The 18029-nt window shown below is 71.4% G+C and carries 12 protein-coding genes; 6 read left to right on the top strand and 6 right to left on the bottom strand.

Annotated features, from left to right (window positions below; all coding sequences use genetic code 11):
• Positions 1-92: 92 nt before the first annotated feature.
• Complete coding sequence (locus ACIBAD_RS11065) at positions 93-794, top strand: response regulator transcription factor (protein WP_030161389.1); 702 nt, start codon at positions 93-95, stop codon at positions 792-794.
• A 90-nt stretch (positions 795-884) separates the two neighbouring features.
• Here ACIBAD_RS11065 and ACIBAD_RS11060 read toward each other — a convergent pair whose 3' ends face one another.
• Both ACIBAD_RS11060 and ACIBAD_RS11055 read right to left on the bottom strand, forming a co-directional pair.
• Positions 885-2054 (bottom strand): winged helix-turn-helix domain-containing protein, encoded by a 1170-nt coding sequence (locus ACIBAD_RS11060; RefSeq protein ID WP_398905899.1) that lies wholly within the window; start codon positions 2052-2054, stop codon positions 885-887.
• A 9-nt stretch (positions 2055-2063) separates the two neighbouring features.
• Entirely contained in the window at positions 2064-2645 is a 582-nt protein-coding gene (locus tag ACIBAD_RS11055; RefSeq protein WP_134075692.1) for a GNAT family N-acetyltransferase, read from the bottom strand.
• A gap of 241 nt (positions 2646-2886) precedes the next feature.
• Here ACIBAD_RS11055 and secA point away from each other — a divergent pair, with 241 nt between their 5' ends.
• The gene (gene secA / locus ACIBAD_RS11050) at positions 2887-5676 is read left to right on the top strand and encodes a preprotein translocase subunit SecA (RefSeq protein WP_134075691.1); all 2790 of its coding nucleotides are present in this window, start codon (positions 2887-2889) and stop codon (positions 5674-5676) included.
• A gap of 71 nt (positions 5677-5747) precedes the next feature.
• On the opposite strand, the gene ACIBAD_RS11045 is transcribed toward secA, so the two are convergent.
• Positions 5748-6140 carry an Rv3235 family protein gene (locus ACIBAD_RS11045; protein WP_134075690.1) on the bottom strand — a complete coding sequence of 131 codons (393 nt, stop codon included), beginning with the start codon at positions 6138-6140 and terminating at the stop codon, positions 5748-5750.
• Positions 6141-6443: 303 nt separating this feature from the next.
• Between ACIBAD_RS11045 and ACIBAD_RS11040 the strand changes: the two genes are divergently transcribed.
• From ACIBAD_RS11040 to ACIBAD_RS11030, 3 genes are all read left to right on the top strand, one after another.
• On the top strand, positions 6444-6944 hold the full coding sequence (locus ACIBAD_RS11040; RefSeq protein ID WP_134075689.1) for a DUF6912 family protein: 501 nt from the start codon (positions 6444-6446) through the stop codon (positions 6942-6944).
• Positions 6945-6967: 23 nt separating this feature from the next.
• Complete coding sequence (locus ACIBAD_RS11035) at positions 6968-7627, top strand: HAD family hydrolase (protein WP_398905896.1); 660 nt, start codon at positions 6968-6970, stop codon at positions 7625-7627.
• Positions 7628-7980: 353 nt separating this feature from the next.
• The gene (locus tag ACIBAD_RS11030; protein ID WP_398905894.1) at positions 7981-12948 is read left to right on the top strand and encodes an NAD-glutamate dehydrogenase; all 4968 of its coding nucleotides are present in this window, start codon (positions 7981-7983) and stop codon (positions 12946-12948) included.
• Positions 12949-13144: 196 nt separating this feature from the next.
• Here the strand turns inward: ACIBAD_RS11030 and ACIBAD_RS11025 are convergent, their stop codons facing one another.
• Together ACIBAD_RS11025 and ACIBAD_RS11020 are read right to left on the bottom strand one after the other, a co-directional pair.
• Positions 13145-13888, bottom strand: coding sequence for an ABC transporter ATP-binding protein (locus tag ACIBAD_RS11025; RefSeq protein WP_398905954.1), 744 nt, complete (start codon positions 13886-13888; stop codon positions 13145-13147).
• A gap of 103 nt (positions 13889-13991) precedes the next feature.
• Positions 13992-14900, bottom strand: a complete 909-nt coding sequence (locus ACIBAD_RS11020; protein WP_134075687.1) for an ABC transporter permease — start codon at positions 14898-14900, stop codon at positions 13992-13994.
• Between the two features lie 147 nt (positions 14901-15047).
• On the opposite strand from ACIBAD_RS11020, the gene ACIBAD_RS11015 reads away from it, so the two are divergent.
• Positions 15048-15698, top strand: coding sequence for a TetR/AcrR family transcriptional regulator (locus tag ACIBAD_RS11015; RefSeq protein WP_134075686.1), 651 nt, complete (start codon positions 15048-15050; stop codon positions 15696-15698).
• A 19-nt stretch (positions 15699-15717) separates the two neighbouring features.
• On the opposite strand, the gene ACIBAD_RS11010 is transcribed toward ACIBAD_RS11015, so the two are convergent.
• Entirely contained in the window at positions 15718-17967 is a 2250-nt protein-coding gene (locus tag ACIBAD_RS11010; RefSeq protein WP_134075685.1) for a bifunctional glycosyltransferase family 2 protein/CDP-glycerol:glycerophosphate glycerophosphotransferase, read from the bottom strand.
• Positions 17968-18029 lie beyond the last annotated feature (62 nt).

The raw sequence follows: 18029 nt of genomic DNA, 5'->3' as shown, positions 1-18029 counted from the left end.
GTGGCGCGGGCATGGAATCATGGCGGGCAGTCAACCGGCTGGAGTTCCCGTCCGGTTGACCCGGCAGCTCGGTACATGCAGGGGGAGGAACGATGGCGGACAGCTTCGGGCCGGTGCGCGGTGATGACGGCGGCGAGCCGATCCGGGTGCTCGTCGTCGACGACCACGCCCTGTTCCGGCGCGGGCTGGAGATCGTCCTCGCGCAGGAGGAGGACATCCAGGTCGTCGGTGAGGCGGGGGACGGCGCGGAGGCGGTGGACAAGGCGGCGGACCTGCTGCCGGACATCGTGCTCATGGACGTGCGGATGCCCCGGCGCGGCGGGATCGAGGCGTGCACCTCGATCAAGGAGGTGGCCCCCTCCGCGAAGATCATCATGTTGACGATCAGCGACGAGGAGGCGGACCTCTACGACGCGATCAAGGCGGGCGCCACCGGGTACCTCCTGAAGGAGATCTCCACCGACGAGGTGGCGACGGCGATCCGCGCCGTGGCCGACGGGCAGTCGCAGATCAGCCCGTCGATGGCGTCGAAACTCCTGACCGAGTTCAAGTCGATGATCCAGCGGACGGACGAGCGGCGGCTGGTGCCGGCGCCGAGGCTGACGGACCGCGAGCTCGAAGTGCTCAAGCTGGTGGCGACGGGCATGAACAACCGCGACATCGCGAAGGAGTTGTTCATCTCCGAGAACACCGTGAAGAACCACGTCCGCAACATCCTGGAGAAGCTCCAGCTGCACTCCAGGATGGAGGCCGTGGTCTACGCGATGCGGGAGAAGATCCTCGAAATCCGCTGAGGCCCGCCGAGCCCGCTCAGGCCCGCCGAGGCCGACGAGGGCCGCCGAGGGCGGCCGCCCTCCGCCGAGGCCGGCTTCCGGTTGCGGGTCTCAGAGGGCGGCCAGTTCCGCCGTGACCGCGGCCGCCTGCTCGGGTGAGCCCGCGCGCTCGACCCGGACGGCGTCGCAGCCGACCCAGCCGGCCGCCTCGCGCAGCGCCTCGGCCATCGGGCGGGCCGCCTTGAGGGTGGTCAGGGACAGCTGCCGGGCCACCAGGGTGGTGCCCTCGCGGGCCGGGTCGACCCGGCCCTGGAGCCGTCCGCCCGCCAGCAGCGGCATCGCGAAGTACCCGTGTATCCGCTTGGGCTTGGGGACGTACGCCTCCAGCCGGTGCGTGAATCCGAAGATCCGCTCCGTGCGCGGCCGGTCCCAGACGAGCGAGTCGAACGGGGAGAGCAGGGTGGTGCGGTGGCGGCCGCGGGGGGCCGCCGCCAGTGCGGCGGGGTCGGCCCAGGCCGGCTTGGACCAGCCCTCGACCTCGACGGGGACCAGCCCCGAGTCGGCGATCACCGCGTCGACCTGCTCGCCCTTGAGGCGGTGGTAGTCCGCGATGTCGGCGCGGGTGCCCACGCCCAGGCTCTGCCCGGCCAGCGCCACCAGGCGGCGCAGGCACTCGCGGTCGTCCAGGTCGTCGTGGAGCAGTGCGTCCGGGACGGCCCGCTCCGGCAGGTCGTAGACCCGCTTCCAGCCGCGGCGCTCGGTGCAGACCACCTCGCCGGTGTCCAGCAGCCACTCCACCGCGATCTTGGTCTCGGACCACTCGAACCACTCGCCGCCGTTCTTGGCGCCGCCCAGCTCGGTCGAGGTCAGCGGGCCGTCCGCCTTGAGGCGGTCCAGGACCGCCTGCGTCGAGCGCTCCTTGTCCTGGAGGACGTGCCACCGGTGGCCGCGGGCCCGCCGGGCCCGGCGCCGGAACGCGAAGTGGGGCCACTCCTCGATCGGCAGGATGCAGGCCGCGTGCGACCAGTACTCGAAGGCGTGCTGCCCGGACCAGTAGGCCGACTCCACCGCGGGCCGGCCCACCGCGCCCAGGCGCGCGTACGGGATCAGCTCGTGCGAGCGGGCCAGCACGGAGATCGTGTCCAGCTGGACGGCGCCCAGGTGGCGCAGCACGCCCCGCACCCCACCCCGGCGGTCGGGCGACCCGAGGAAGCCCTGCGCGCGCAGGGCGATCCGGCGCGCGTCGTCGGCGGACAGGGACACGGAGGCTGCGAGGGTCATGGCCGCAGCCTAGGGGGTGTCTCTGACAGCGGGCAGGTACGGCAGCGAGGGGGTCAGGCCGAGGTCCGCGGGCAGCAGGGCGCCCACCCAGGAGTCCCGCGCGGTGCCGCCCCGGAGCACCGCGGCCCGCAGCACGCCCTCGAAGCGGAAGCCGGTCTTCTCCGCGACGGCCCGGGAGCCCGTGTTCCCGACCTCCGCGCGCCATTCCAGCCGTACGGCGCCCACCTCGGTGAAGGCCCAGCGGGAGACGGCGGCGACGGCCTCGGCCATGTAGCCGCGGCCCCGGTGCTCCTTCGCCGCCCAGTAGCCGATCTCGTACGAGCCCTGCCCGCGCACGTGCACCCCGACGGCCGCGACCAGCGGACCGTCCGCCCCGAGGCGGACGGCGAAGCTGTACGCCGTGTCCTCGCGCCAGCCGGCGGGGACGGTCTCCAGGACGAAGCCGCGCGCGTGCTCGCGCGAGTAGGGGGAGGGGACCATCGTCCAGCGCTGTATCTCCGGGTCCTGCACCGCGGTGTACACCTCCTCCTCGTCCGCAGGGACGAAGGGGCGCAGGTGCAGTCGGGCCGTGTTCAGTGTCGTGGGCTCCATGTACGGATTCTGCGCGGCCGGGGCGGGTCGGGCGAGCAGTTTTCGGGCAAGACGTGTCGAGGACCCCGGCACCTTCCAGGTACCTCGTACGTTCTCATTCAGGGCGCCCGTGCCCTGCGGGATGCGGCGGGCCTCCCGGCGCGGCCGCGTCCTCGCTTACGATGGCCGTTGCGGTGGGGCCCACCCTCCGTGCCCGTGTACGAACCAGTGCCAGGCCCGACCGGCAAGGAGACAAACCTCGGTGTCCGTCTTCAACAAGCTCATGCGTGCAGGCGAAGGCAAGATCCTGCGCAAACTGCACCGCATCGCGGACCAGGTCAACTCCATCGAAGAGGACTTCGTCAACCTCTCCGACGCCGAGTTGCGGGCGCTCACGGACGAGTACAAGCAGCGCTACCAGGACGGCGAGAGCCTGGACGACCTGCTGCCCGAGGCGTTCGCGACCGTCCGCGAGGCCGCCAAGCGCGTCCTCGGCCAGCGGCACTACGACGTCCAGATCATGGGCGGTGCCGCGCTGCACCTCGGCTACGTCGCCGAGATGAAGACCGGTGAGGGCAAGACCCTCGTCGGCACGCTCCCCGCGTACCTGAACGCGCTGTCCGGCAAGGGCGTCCACCTGATCACGGTGAACGACTACCTCGCCGAGCGCGACTCCGAGCTGATGGGCCGGGTGCACAAGTTCCTCGGCCTGGAGGTCGGCTGCATCCTGGCGAACATGTCGCCGGCGCAGCGCCGCGAGCAGTACAACGCGGACATCACGTACGGCACGAACAACGAGTTCGGCTTCGACTACCTGCGCGACAACATGGCGTGGTCGCAGGACGAGCTCGTCCAGCGCGGCCACAACTTCGCCGTGGTCGACGAGGTCGACTCGATCCTGGTCGACGAGGCCCGTACCCCGCTGATCATCTCCGGCCCGGCCGACCAGGCCACCAAGTGGTACGCCGACTTCGCGAAGCTGGTCACCCGCCTCACCAAGGGCGAGGCGGGCCAGCCGCTCAAGGGCATCGAGGAGACCGGCGACTACGAGGTCGACGAGAAGAAGCGCACCGTCGGCATCCACGAGGCCGGTGTCGCCAAGGTCGAGGACTGGCTCGGCATCGAGAACCTCTACGAGTCGGTGAACACCCCGCTCGTCGGCTACCTGAACAACGCCATCAAGGCGAAGGAACTGTTCAAGAAGGACAAGGACTACGTCGTCATCGACGGCGAAGTCATGATCGTCGACGAGCACACCGGCCGTATCCTCGCCGGCCGCCGCTACAACGAGGGCATGCACCAGGCGATCGAGGCGAAGGAGGGGGTGGACATCAAGGACGAGAACCAGACCCTCGCCACGATCACCCTCCAGAACTTCTTCCGCCTCTACTCGAAGCTGTCGGGCATGACCGGTACGGCCATGACCGAGGCCGCCGAGTTCCACCAGATCTACAAGCTGGGTGTCGTCCCGATCCCCACCAACCGCGACATGGTCCGCAAGGACCAGCCGGACCTGATCTACCGGACCGAGGTCGCGAAGTTCGCCGCCGTCGTCGACGACATCGCGGAGAAGCACGAGAAGGGGCAGCCGATCCTGGTCGGCACCACCTCGGTCGAGAAGTCCGAGTACCTCTCGCAGCAGCTCTCCAAGCGGGGCGTCCCGCACGAGGTGCTCAACGCGAAGCAGCACGAGCGCGAGGCCTCGATCGTCGCCCAGGCCGGCCGCCGCGGCGCCGTCACGGTCGCCACGAACATGGCCGGCCGCGGTACCGACATCAAGCTCGGCGGCAACCCGGACGACCTCGCCGAGGCGGAGCTGCGCCAGCGGGGCCTGGACCCGGAAGAGCACATCGAGGAGTGGGCGCAGGCGCTGCCCGCCGCGCTGGAGCGCGCCGAGGCGGCCGTGAAGGCCGAGTTCGAAGAGGTCAAGTCGCTCGGCGGCCTGTACGTGCTGGGCACCGAGCGGCACGAGTCGCGCCGTATCGACAACCAGCTGCGCGGCCGCTCCGGCCGTCAGGGCGACCCGGGCGAGTCCCGGTTCTACCTGTCGCTGGGCGACGACCTGATGCGCCTGTTCAAGGCGCAGATGGTGGAGCGCGTCATGTCGATGGCGAACGTGCCGGACGACGTGCCGATCGAGAACAAGATGGTGACGCGCGCGATCGCGTCGGCCCAGTCGCAGGTCGAGACCCAGAACTTCGAGACGCGCAAGAACGTCCTGAAGTACGACGAGGTCCTCAACAGCCAGCGCGAGGTCATCTACGGCGAGCGCCGCCGCGTCCTGGAGGGCGAGGACCTGCACGAGCAGGTGCGCTTCTTCATGGACGACACGATCGACGCGTACATCGCGGCCGAGACGGTCGAGGGCTTCGCGGAGGAGTGGGACCTGGACCGGCTGTGGAGCGCCTTCAAGCAGCTCTACCCGATCAAGGTCACCGTCGCCGAGCTGGAGGACGCGGCGGGCGACCGTGCGGGCATCACCGCCGAGTTCATCGCGGAGTCCGTCAAGGACGACATCCACGAGCAGTACGAGGCGCGCGAGAAGGCGCTGGGCTCCGACATCATGCGCGAGCTGGAGCGGCGCGTGGTCCTGTCGGTCCTGGACCGCAAGTGGCGCGAGCACCTGTACGAGATGGACTACCTGCAGGAGGGCATCGGCCTGCGGGCGATGGCCCAGAAGGACCCGCTGGTCGAGTACCAGCGCGAGGGCTTCGACATGTTCAACGCCATGATGGAGGGCATCAAGGAGGAGTCCGTCGGCTACCTGTTCAACCTGGAGGTCCAGGTCGAGCAGCAGGTCGAGGAGGTTCCGGTGCAGGACGCGGCGCCTTCGCTGACCAAGGAGCCGGCCGGTGTGCGTCCGGAGATCCGTGCCAAGGGCCTGGACGCCCCGCAGCGGCCGGACCGGCTGCACTTCTCGGCCCCGACGGTGGACGGGGAGGGCGGCGTCGTCGAGGGCGACTTCGACGCCGACGAGGCGGGCGACGGCATGACGCGCGCCGAGCGCCGCAAGGCCCAGAAGGCGGCGGGCGGCCGCCGCCGCAAGAAGTGACCCCTGCCCGTACGGGCACCCCTGCCGGGCCGGACACCATGCACGGTGTCCGGCCCGGCGGCTTTTCGCGGTCACGCGAGGGGGTCCATTTCGATGGCCGCGCAGCGCCAGCGGAGGTCCGGGCCCTGCTCCAGGCGGAAGGCCATCGCCGAGACGCGGTCGCCCGTCGCGATGCGGGCGAAGGCCTCGATCACGCCCGGGCCGGGGTGGAAGCGGCCGCACTGGCGCAGGACCGGGCGCAGCCGGTCGCGGAGCGGGGCCGAGGGGGCCAGGGTGACCAACTGGTCGTACGCCGGGCCGACGGTGTGGCCCAGCAGCGAGTGGACGGGGCGCTGGCCGCTGACCACCGCCAGCAGCCGTTCCGCGAACCAGTCGTGCGGGCCGCGCGGGGCGCGGGCGGCGGGGTGGGGGCGGCGCTGGTCGTGGCGGCCGGGGGGCCGGGTGGTGTTCCTGGTCCTGGTCATGGCGGTCGTCCCCGAGAAGTCCGGGCCCGGAGCGGTACCGGGCGGTAACTTGGTAGGGGACTTCTACGGTCCGCGGATACCCTCCGCAAGCATGCGCCCGGGGCGGCGGGGGCGGCCGCGGCTTTCACCTATCCGGGTGGGCGGCCGCGTGGGCCCCGGCCGGTCCCGCGGCGCGCAGGGGCGCGGCGTGGACGGAATCCGGTCGGCGGGCGGGAGTCCGAAGGGGGACCGCCGCCGTCACCCGGCGCCGTCCCGCCAAGTCGTATCCTGAGGGCGTTTTCCGACTACCGAAAGCAGCCGGCCATGCGCGTGTACGTCCCCCTGACCCTCCCCGGGCTCGCCGAGGCGCACAAGGCGGGTGAGCTGGGTCCCGCCCCGCTGCGGGCGTACGCCGTCACACCCGGGCTGCGGGAGTGGTACGTGTCGGATGACCTGGAGGAGCTGGAGTACGCCGCCCTCGGGCGGGCCGCCGCCGCTTCCCTGCGGATGCTCGCCGCGGAGGGCAGCGCCCCGCGCAAGCGCGTCGTCGTCGCCGTCGACGTGGACGACAAGGCCGCGGCCGCGACCCCCGGGGTCGACGAGGCCGCTCTGGGCCAGGTGACCCTCGCCGCGGCCGTACGGCTCTCCGTGGCCGCCGCCGTGCACGTGGACGCCGATGACGCCGTGGGCGACGTGACGGCCGCCGCGGAGGCCCTGGAGGCCGCCGACGCGGGTGACGACGACGCACGGTTCACCGTGGACGGCGCCGAGGACCACGAGCTGCTGTGGTTCGGCGTCCAGGAGATCCCGGGGCTGCTGAAGTGAGCACTCCGGCCAACGCCCCCGTCGTGCCGCTCCACATAGTCTGGGACTGGAACGGCACGCTCCTGCACGACATCGACGCCGTCATCACCGCCACGAACGCCTCCTTCGCCGAGTTCGGCTTCGCGCCGATCACGCTGGAGCGCTACCGGGAGCTGTACGTCGTACCGGTGCCGAAGTTCTACGAGCGGCTGATGGGCCGGCTGCCCACCGACGCCGAGTGGGAGCACATGGACGCGACGTTCCACCGCCACTACTGGGCCGCGGCCGACGCCGCCGGGCTCACCGACGGGGCCCGCGAGCTCCTGCGCGACTGGCAGGCGGACGGGCGTACGCAGTCCTTGCTCTCCCTCGCGCCCCACGAGAAGCTCGTACCCCTCGTGAAGGCACACGGCATCGACCGCCACTTCCTGCGCGTCGACGGCCGGATCGGGCCCTCGCACACCAGCAAAGCAGGACATCTCGTACGCCATATGGTGGCCCTGGAGCAGACGGGTGTGACCGCCACCCGTACGGTTCTCGTGGGGGACGCCGTGGACGATGCCCTGGCAGCACGGCACATCGGTGCGAAGGCCATCCTCTACACGGGCGGTTCGCACAGCCGACGCAGTCTGGAATCGGCAGGGGTCGAGGTCGTCGACACGCTGGCAGAGGCCGTATCCGCTGCTCGCCGTCTGGCCGAATAAGTACGCCCAGAATATGCCCCCGTCACTGCGCACATCGTCAAAGTTCGGGACCTGCTTTTGTACAGATCCAGCGCGTGACGGACAGGGGGTCCGGCGAGATAGCCTGGTACCCGTGATCAGCGCGATAGTCATCGGAGGCGCCGCAGCCTCCGGCCTGCGCCCGGCGCACGACCGTGCCCGGGCCTTCGCTGATCCCTGCCGCCGGGAGCCTCAGCCGATCATGGCCAGTTCCCTCCCGGTCGGCTCTCACCACGGCGCAGCGCCGATCCCCAGCGGTCACCCCGCGTCGCGGCGCAACGCCCTTCCTTCCTTCACCTACGTCACGCAATGGCGCGCGACAGGAGCCAGAGGACATGCAGACCAAGCTGGACGAAGCAAAGGCCGAGCTGCTCGCGCGGGCGGCCCGGGTAGCTGAGCACAGCCCGGCCGGGGGGCTACTTCCGACTGGGTCCGAGCAGGGGGAGCGTCCCGACCGGGACACCACTCTCGCCTACCTCCAGCGCTACTACCTGCACACCGCCCCAGAGGACCTCCTGGACCGGGACCCGGTCGACGTGTTCGGGGCGGCGCTCTCGCACTACCGGCTCGCCGAGAACCGGCCGCAGGGCACCGCGAACGTGCGCGTGCACACCCCGACGGTCGAGGAGAACGGGTGGACCTCCAGCCACTCGGTCGTCGAGGTCGTCACCGACGACATGCCGTTCCTCGTGGACTCCGTGACGAACGAGCTGTCCCGGCAGAGCCGCGGCATCCACGTCGTGATCCACCCGCAGGTCGTCGTCCGCCGTGACGTCACCGGCAAGCTGATCGAGATCCTCGGCCCCGACTGCGACGCGCACGGCCCCAAGACCGCGCGCCCCCACGACTCCCTCGTCGAGTCCTGGATCCACGTCGAGACCGACCGCGAGACCGACCGCGCCGACCTCAAGCAGATCACCGACGACCTGCGCCGCGTCCTGTCCGACGTCCGCGAGTCCGTCGAGGACTGGGAGAAGATGCGCGACGCCGCGCTGCGCATCGCCGACGACCTCCCCAACGAGCCGACCGCCACCGACCTGCGCGAGTACGAGCTCGAAGAGGCCCGCGAGCTGCTGCGCTGGCTCGCCGACGACCACTTCACCTTCCTCGGCTACCGCGAGTACAACCTCGTCGACGGCGACGCCCTGGCCGCCGTGCCCGGCACCGGCCTCGGCATCCTGCGCTCCGACCCGCACCACAGCGGCCAGGAGGACGACCACCCCGTCTCGCCGTCCTTCAACCGGCTGCCGGCCGACGCCCGCGCCAAGGCCCGCGAGCACCGCCTGCTGGTGCTGACCAAGGCCAACAGCCGCGCCACCGTGCACCGCCCGTCCTACCTCGACTACGTCGGCGTCAAGAAGTTCGACGCCGAGGGCAACGTCGTCGGCGAGCGCCGCTTCCTCGGCCTGTTCTCCTCCGCCGCGTACACCGAGTCGGTCCGCCGCGTCCCGGTCATCCGCCGCAAGGTCGCCGAGGTCCTCGAAGGCGCAGGCTTCTCGCCGAACAGCCACGACGGCCGCGACCTGCTCCAGATCCTGGAGACCTACCCGCGCGACGAGCTGTTCCAGACCCCGGTCGACAAGCTCCGCGAGATCGCCACCTCCGTCCTGTACCTCCAGGAGCGCCGCCGGCTGCGGCTGTACCTGCGCCAGGACGAGTACGGGCGCTACTACTCGGCGCTCGTCTACCTGCCGCGCGACCGCTACACCACCGGCGTGCGGCTGCGCCTGATCGCGATCCTCCAGGAGGAGCTCGACGGCAGCAGCGTCGACTTCACCGCCTGGAACACCGAGTCGATCCTGGCCCGCATCCACTTCGTCATCCGCGTCCCGCAGGGCAAGGAGCTGCCCGTCCTGACGGACGGCGACGTCGAGCGCATCGAGGCCCGCCTCGTCGAGGCCGCCCGCTCCTGGGCCGACGGCTTCGCCGACGCCCTGGTCGCCGAGGTGGGCGAGGAGCGCGCCGCCGAGCTGCTGCGCAAGTACGGCACCTCCTTCCCCGAGGGCTACAAGGCCGACCACAAGCCGCGCGCGGCCGTGGCCGACCTCTGCCACCTGGAGCGGCTCTCCGCCAGCGACCGGGAGTTCGCCCTCTCGCTGTACGAGCCGGTCGGCGCGGGCCCCGGCGAGCGCCGGTTCAAGATCTACCGCACCGGTGAGCAGGTCTCGCTGTCCGCGGTCCTGCCCGTGCTCCAGCGCCTGGGCGTCGAGGTCACCGACGAGCGCCCGTACGAGCTGCGCTGCAGCGACCGCACCAACGCGTGGATCTACGACTTCGGCCTGCGGATGCCGCTTCCCGCCGGCAACGGCGACGCCTACCTCGGCGACGACGCCCGCGAGCGCTTCCAGGACGCCTTCGCCGCGGTCTGGCAGGGCGACGCGGAGAACGACAACTTCAACACCCTGGTGCTGTCCGCCGGGCTCACCTGGCGCCAGGCCGTGGTGCTGCGCGCGTACGCGAAGTACCTGCGCCAGGCCGGCGTGAACTTCAGCCAGGACTACATGGAGGACACCCTCCGCAACAACGTCCACACCACCCGGCTGCTGGTCTCGCTCTTCGAGGCCCGGATGTCGCCCGGCCGCCAGTCCGCCGGCACCGAGCTCATCGACGCCATGCTGGAGGAGCTGGCCGGGGCCCTGGACCAGGTCGCCTCGCTCGACGAGGACCGGATCCTGCGGTCCTTCCTCACCCTCATCAAGGCGACCCTGCGCACCAACTTCTTCCAGCTCAACGACGCGGGCGAGCAGCACTCCTACGTGTCGATGAAGTTCGACCCGCAGGCCATCCCGGAGCTCCCGGCGCCCCGCCCGGCGTACGAGATCTGGGTGTACTCCCCGCGCGTCGAGGGCGTCCACCTGCGCTTCGGCAAGGTCGCCCGAGGCGGCCTGCGCTGGTCCGACCGCCGAGAGGACTTCCGTACGGAGATCCTCGGCCTGGTCAAGGCGCAGATGGTCAAGAACACCGTCATCGTGCCGGTCGGCGCCAAGGGCGGCTTCGTCGCCAAGAACCTGCCGGACCCGTCGGTGGACCGCGACGCCTGGCTCGCCGAGGGAATCGCCTCGTACAAGATCTTCATCTCGGCGCTGCTCGACATCACCGACAACATGGTCGGCGGCGAGGTCGTGCCGCCGACCGGCGTGGTCCGCCACGACGAGGACGACACCTACCTCGTCGTCGCGGCCGACAAGGGCACCGCGACCTTCTCCGACATCGCCAACGGCGTCGCCGAGGCGTACGGCTTCTGGCTGGGCGACGCGTTCGCCTCGGGCGGCTCGGCCGGCTACGACCACAAGGGCATGGGCATCACCGCCCGCGGTGCCTGGGAGTCCGTCAAGCGGCACTTCCGCGAGCTGGGCCACGACACCCAGACCGAGGACTTCACCGTCGTCGGCGTCGGCGACATGTCCGGCGACGTGTTCGGCAACGGCATGCTGCTCTCCGAGCACATCCGCCTGGTCGCCGCCTTCGACCACCGGCACATCTTCATCGACCCGACCCCGGACGCGGCGACCTCGTACGCCGAGCGCCGGCGCCTGTTCGAGCTGCCGCGCTCCTCGTGGGCCGACTACAACGCGGAACTGCTCTCCGCGGGCGGCGGCGTCCACCCGCGCACGGCGAAGGCCATCCCGGTCAACGCGCAGATGCGCGCGGCCCTCGGCATCGAGGCGGGCGTCACCAAGATGACCCCCGCCGAGCTGATGCAGACCATCCTCCAGGCCCCCGTGGACCTGGTGTGGAACGGCGGCATCGGCACGTACGTCAAGGCGACGTCCGAGACGCACACCGACGTCGGCGACAAGGCCAACGACGCCATTCGCGTCAACGGCGCGGACGTCCGGGCCAAGGTCATCGGCGAGGGCGGCAATCTCGGCCTGACCCAGCTCGGCCGGATCGAGTTCGCCCGGGTCGGCGCCGGCGGCGAGGGCGGCAAGGTCAACACCGACGCCATCGACAACAGCGCGGGCGTGGACACCTCCGACCACGAGGTGAACATCAAGATCCTGCTGAACGCGGTCGTCGCGGACGGGGACATGACCGTCAAGCAGCGCAACAAGCTGCTGGCGGAGATGACCGACGAGGTCGGCCACCTGGTGCTGCGCAACAACTACGCGCAGAACGTGGCCCTCGCCAACGGCATCGCCCAGGCCCCCAGCCTGCTCCACGCCCAGCAGCGCTTCATGCGCCGCCTGGAGGCGGCCGGCCGGCTGGACCGGGGCATCGAGTTCCTGCCCACCGACCGGCAGATCCGCGAGCTGCTGGGCGCCGGCAAGGGGCTGACCCAGCCGGAGCTGGCGGTCCTGTTCGCCTACACCAAGATCACGGTGGCGGACGAGCTCATCGCCACCGAACTGCCGGACGACCCGTACCTGCGCCGCCTGCTGCACGCGTACTTCCCGGGCGCCCTGCGCGCGAAGTTCCCCGAGCAGATCGAAGCGCACGCGCTGCGCCGCGAGATCATCACGACGCTGCTGGTCAACGACACCGTCAACACCGGTGGTTCGACCTTCCTGCACCGCCTGCGCGAGGAGAGCGGCGCCTCCACGGAGGAGATCGTGCGGGCACAGCTCGCGGCCCGCGAGATCTTCGGCCTGGCCCAGGTGTGGGACGCGGTGGAGTCGCTGGACAACAAGGTCGCGGCGGACGTCCAGACCCGGGTGCGGCTGCACTCGCGGCGCCTGGTCGAGCGCGGTACCCGCTGGCTGCTGAACAACCGGCCGCAGCCGCTCCAGATCACCGAGACCATCGAGCTGTTCGCCGACCGGGTGAGCGAGGTCTGGGCCGAGCTGCCGAAGCTGGTGCGCGGCGCGGACCTGGAGTGGTACCAGTCGATCATGGACGAGCTGATCGGCGAGGGCGTTCCGGAGGAGCTGGCGGCCAAGGTCGCCGGGTTCTCCTCGGCCTTCCCGACGCTCGACATCGTCGCGATCTCGGACCGCACCGGCGTCAACCCGCTGGACGTCGCCGAGGTGTACTACGACCTCGCCGACCGTCTGGACATCACCCAGCTGATGGACCGGATCATCGAGCTGCCGCGGGCCGACCGCTGGCAGTCGATGGCCCGTGCCTCCATCCGCGAGGACCTGTTCGCGGCGCACGCGGCGCTGACCGCCGACGTTTTGTCGGTGGGCAACGGCGACGCGACTCCCGAGGACCGCTTCAAGGCGTGGGAGGACAAGAACGCGGCGATCATCAGCCGGGCCCGGACGACCCTGGACGAGATCCGGGGCTCGGACGACTTCGACCTGGCGAACCTGTCGGTCGCGATGAGGACGATGCGTTCGCTGCTGAGGGCGCACGCCTAGTCCCCTCGGGGCGGTGACGGAGAAGGGGGGGCCCGGCGGCGGCCCGGGCCGCCCCCCCCCCGCCCCCCCCCCCCCCCCCGGCGCCGCGCCCCCCCCCCCCCCCCCCGGGGGGGGCCGCGGGGGGGGGGGGGGGCGGGGGCGCCGCCCGCCCCCCCCCTTCCGCGTCCCCTGTCCTTCGCTCGGTCGCCGCGCCGCCTCAGCGGCCCGAGGTGAACCTCTCGTACGCGTCGCAGACCTCGGCGGCGGGGCCGTCCATGCGCAGGACGCCGGACTCCAGCCAGATCGCCCGGTCGCAGGTCTCGCGGACCGTGCCGATGCCGTGGCTGACGAGGAAGACGGTGCCGGCCCGCTCGCGGAGCTCCTCGATGCGGGCCTGGCTGCGGCGCTGGAAGGCGGCGTCGCCGGTGGCGAGGGCCTCGTCGATCATGAGTACGTCGTGGTCCTTGGCGGCGGCGATGGAGAAGCGCAGCCGGGCTCCCATGCCGGAGGAGTACGTCCGCATGGGCAGGGAGATGAAGTCGCCCTTCTCGTTGATGCCGGAGAAGTCGACGATGCCCTGGTAGCGCTCGCGGACCTGCTGCTTGGACATGCCCATCGCGAGGCCGCCGAGGACCACGTTGCGCTCGCCGGTCAGGTCGTTCATCAGGGCCGCGTTGACGCCGAGGAGCGAGGGCTGGCCGTGGGAGTAGATCCGGCCGCGGGCCACGGGCTGGAGGCCGGCGATCGCGGCGAGCAGGGTGGACTTGCCGGAGCCGTTGGAGCCGATCAGGCCGATGGCCTCGCCCTTGTACGCGACGAAGGTGACGCCTTTGACGGCGTGCACCTCGCGGATGCCGGGGACGGGCTTGCGGGAGAAGATCCGGCTGAGGGCGGCGGTGGCGCTGCCCTTGCGGCCGCCTGCGCCGTGCACCTTGTAGACGACGTGGACCTCGTCGGCGATGACGGTGGGGACGCGGGTGTCGCGCGGGTCGGGGACCGACGCGGCCGGTGCGGTCGCGGGAGCGGTCGCGGGTGCGGGGGTGCTTGCGGGTGCGGTCTCGGTGTCAGCCACGGCCGTACTCCTCCTCAGCCTTCCAGAAGTAGATGAATCCGCCGACGCCGGCGAGCAGGGCCCAGCCGACGGCGATGGCCCACACGTGGTGCGGGAGTGCGTGCGGGTCGAAGCTGTCGATCAGCGCGAAGCGCATCAGGTCGATGTAGACGGCCGCCGGGTTGGTCTTGAGCAGGACGGTGACCCAGTGCGCGAGGTGGTCCTTCTTGAGCATCGAGTCGATGGACCACATGACCCCGGACGAGTACATCCACGTGCGCAGGACGAACGGCATCAGCTGGCTGACGTCCGGGCTCTTGCTGCCGATGCGGGCCATGACCATGGCGACGCCGGCGCAGAAGACCGCCATCAGGGCCAGGGCGGGCGCGGCCGTCAGCCACTTGAGGGTCGGGGTCTGGCCGCAGGCGAGCAGCAGGAGGACGAGTGCGCCCATGGTGACCAGCAGCTGCTGGAACAGCTGGACGACCGTGGACAGGGGCAGGCTGGCGCGCGGGAAGTGCAGGGCTCGGACCAGGCCGAGGTTGCCGTGGACGGCGCGGGTGGAGGCGTTGATGGAGCTGCCGATGAAGTCCCAGACGAAGACGCCGGTGATCAGGAACGGGATGTAGTCCGGGACGTCGTGGCTGGCGTTCAGGACGATGCCGAAGATGAAGTAGTAGACGGCCGCGTTGAGCAGCGGGGTCACCAGGTGCCAGACCTGGCCCAGCTTGGCCGTGCTGTAGGTGGCGTGCATCCGGGCGGTGGCGTACGCGGTCACGAAGTGGCGCCGGCCCCAGAGCTGGCGCACGTAGCTCGGGAGCGAGGGGCGTGCGCCGCTGACGGTCAGGCCGTGGGCTGCCGCCAGGTCGGCGAGCGCGGCCGAGGTGGTCGCCGGCTCGGCGGGGTGGGTGGTCACTGTCACGGGGGTCGCTTTCGACGGGGGTCGGGCGTCGGCTGGCGATGGGACGGGTCCGTATCGTCGCTACGGCGAGAGTAGAGACGAGTGCGACGGAACGCAACCGTATCGTCGTGACGGGTGGGTGACGGCGTGCGCGGCTATGCTCGGTGCATGAACACCACGGACCCCGCCACCGAAACCGACTCCGCCTCGGCTCCCGCCGCCTCCGCCCGGCGGGCCCCCGCCGGAGCCGCCGTCCTGCGCGAGGACGTCACGGAGGCCATCCGGGCCGCGGTACTGGAGGAACTGGCCGCGGTCGGGTTCTCGCGGATGTCGATCGAGGGGATCGCGCGCCGGGCGGGGGTCGGCAAGACGGCCGTGTACCGGCGCTGGAAGTCGAAGCTGCACTTGGTGCTGGACCTGGTGGGGGCCTTCGCCGTGGACGGCCTCCCGGTGCCGGCCACGGGCTCGCTGTACGGGGACGTACGGGCCCTGCTGGAGGTGATGTCACACGTGCTGCGGCATCCGGTGGCATCGGCCGTGATCCCGGACCTGCTCGTGGAGGCCGCGCGGAACCCGGAGATCGCGGACGCCGTGCGCGGCGCGCTGCTGGAAGGGGAGCGGCGCATGGCCGAGGGGATCGTCTCGGAGGCCGTCTCGCGCGGGGAACTGGCCGAGGGCACGGACCCGGGACGGGCGCTGGACCTGGCGATCGGGCCGCTGTACTGGCGGCAGGTCGTCGTGCGGGACGCCGTCCCGGCGGGGTACCTCGATGACCTGGCCAGGTCGGTCGTGGCCGGGCTGACCGCCACCTCCGGCTGACGGCGCCACCGAAACCGACCTACGGCCGGAGGCTCGCGGTCAGGGTGGGCTCCTGGGTGAGCGCCGGGGCCGTCGGGGCGGGTCGCCGGTCCTCCAGGGGGACGACCGGCGGGATCGCCGCCGGCTGGTTCAGGAAGACGTGGCGGACCACGCGCTCCGCCGCGTGGCCGTCGTCGTACGAGCAGAACCGGGAGCGGAACGCCGAGCGCAGCTGCGCCGAGCGCGAGCCCTGCCAGTGGCCCGTCGTGAAGATGTCGACCAGCTCGTCCTGGGTGCGGGCGATCGCCCCCGGCGGGCAGGCCCGCAGGTCGAAGTAGGTGCCGCGGGCGGCCTCGTACGCCTCCCAGTCGTCCGCGTGGATCACGATCGGCCGGTCCAGCGCCGCGTAGTCGAACATCAGCGACGAGTAGTCCGTCACCAACGCATCCGACGCCAGGCAGAGTTCCTCCACCGACGGGTACGCGGAGACGTCGACCAGGCGCGGGTGGCGCACCGGCCGGCCCGGCGCGTCCGCGTACGTCAGGTGCGTACGCGACAGGATCGTGAAGCGCGGGCCCAGATCCCGCAGTACCCGTTCGAAGTCCAGGTGTTCGGGCCGGCTGCGCCGGTAGTCGCGGTGGGTCGGCGCGTACAGGACCGCCGTCGAGCCGAGCGGGATGCCGAGGCGTTCGCGCAGCGCCACCACGTCGTCCAGGCCGGCCCGGTGGAAGGCGTCGTTGCGCGGGTAGCCGTACTCCAGCGTGGTGTACGAGGACGGGATCGCCTTCTCCCACACCAGGGTGGAGTGGCGGTTCGCGGACAGCAGGTAGTCCCACTGGTCCGCCCCGCGCAGCAAGCCCGCGAAATCCGTCGTCGGGGTGGCCGCCGGCCGGTCCTGGAGGTCCAGGCCGACCCGCTTGAGCGGGGTGCCGTGCTGGGTCTGCAGCAGGACCTGTCCCGGCCGCTTGACCAGGGCTCGCTCGAAGTTGACGTTCGTGGTGAGGTACGTGGCCCTGGCCAGCGCCGTCCAGTAAGCCGCCGAGCCCGGCCGGAGCACGGCCGTCTCCGCCGGGAGCGTCGCCGCGTGCCGCGGATCGCAGATCCACGCCGTCCGCATCCGGGGCGCGAGCTCGCGCAGCTTGGCCTCGACGGCCGCCGGGTTGCAGGCGTAGCCGCCGTGCCAGTACGCGGAGAACACCGCCAGCTCCGGGCGCAGCGGCAGCAGCCGCTGGCCGCGGTAGTGCAGCCGCAGCGCGCTCTCGCGCAGTCCCCGCCACAGCGACGTCCCGGTGCGCCCCGCCGCCAGCGCGGCCGAGCGGAGCACCGACAGCGTGCGGTACGTACGGCGCACGCCGAGCCGCATCGACAGGTGCCGGATCCGGTCGGTGCGCGACAGCGGCAGAGGGGGCGTGCCGGCGGGCCGGTGGCGGCGCAGCAGCGCGGCGGCCCGCTTGAAGAACTCGGCCCGGCAGGCGCGCGGGAGGCGGCGCGGGTCGGCGTACAGGGCACAGAAGTGCTCGGCCATCCGCCGGTGCACGGCGGGGCGCCAGCGCTCCAGCTCGGGGCGGGCGCCGAGGTAGCCGAAGACCCGGTCGTACTGGTCGAAGATCTCCAGGTGGCGGGGGCTGGTGGTGGTCAGGATCGAGCCGGTGCGCCGCTGGCGGTAGTGCACGCACACCTGGTCCAGGACGGCGATGGACTCGGCGGCCAGCAGCGCCGGGTAGGTCCAGGGGGTGTCCTCGTAGAAGCCGGGCGGGAACTCCAGCCCCTCGCGCTCCACGTACTCGCGGCGGTACGCCTTGTTCCACACGACCATCAGCATGCCGAGCAGGGCCGGGCGGTCGGCGAGCCGGAAGCTGGCCGGGCCCTCCTCGGACAGCCGGTGCGCGAGCCGGTTGCGTACGAGCTCACCGGTCCAGAAGGCGCGCGCGTAGTCGTAGACGAGGACGTCCGGGGAGCCGGTGTCCTTGAGCCGGTCGGTGATGGCGTGGAGGGCGCCGGGGGCGAGGGTGTCGTCTCCGTCGAGGAAGATCAGGTAGTCGCCGCTCGCCCGGGCCAGACCCGCGTTGCGGGCCGGGCCCAAGCCGAGGTTGTGCGCCAGGTGCACGGCGGTCACCCGGGGGTCCCGGGCCGCGTACTCGTCGATGATCGAACCGCAGGCGTCCGGCGAGGCGTCATCCACCGCGATCAGTTCCAGATCCGGGAAGGACTGGGACAGGACCGAGTCCAAACTCTCCTGGAGGTACGCCTGAACCTTGTACGCGGGCACGATGACGCTGAACCGGGGCACGGCACATCCAGGGGTCGGCGCGGGCATATTGCCAAGGAACCCCCGGCGTGGCGATCGGGTTA

Origin of the sequence: Streptomyces sp. NPDC051109 (assembly GCF_044455885.1) — a bacterium.
Taxonomy (GTDB): Bacteria; Actinomycetota; Actinomycetes; order Streptomycetales; family Streptomycetaceae; genus Streptomyces.
The sequence above is the reverse complement of the archived record's forward strand: the minus strand, read 5'-3'. Positions and strand labels throughout refer to the sequence as shown.

Bases quoted from the DNA above. Each gene is read 5' to 3' on its own strand.
- ACIBAD_RS11065 (WP_030161389.1), top strand. From the start codon at position 93: ATGGCGGACAGCTTCGGGCCGGTGCGCGGTGATGACGGCGGCGAGCCG.
- ACIBAD_RS11060 (WP_398905899.1), bottom strand. From the start codon at position 2,054: ATGACCCTCGCAGCCTCCGTGTCCCTGTCCGCCGACGACGCGCGCCGG.
- ACIBAD_RS11055 (WP_134075692.1), bottom strand. From the start codon at position 2,645: ATGGAGCCCACGACACTGAACACGGCCCGACTGCACCTGCGCCCCTTC.
- ACIBAD_RS11045 (WP_134075690.1), bottom strand. From the start codon at position 6,140: ATGACCAGGACCAGGAACACCACCCGGCCCCCCGGCCGCCACGACCAG.
- ACIBAD_RS11040 (WP_134075689.1), top strand. From the start codon at position 6,444: ATGCGCGTGTACGTCCCCCTGACCCTCCCCGGGCTCGCCGAGGCGCAC.
- ACIBAD_RS11030 (WP_398905894.1), top strand. From the start codon at position 7,981: ATGCAGACCAAGCTGGACGAAGCAAAGGCCGAGCTGCTCGCGCGGGCG.
- ACIBAD_RS11015 (WP_134075686.1), top strand. From the start codon at position 15,048: ATGAACACCACGGACCCCGCCACCGAAACCGACTCCGCCTCGGCTCCC.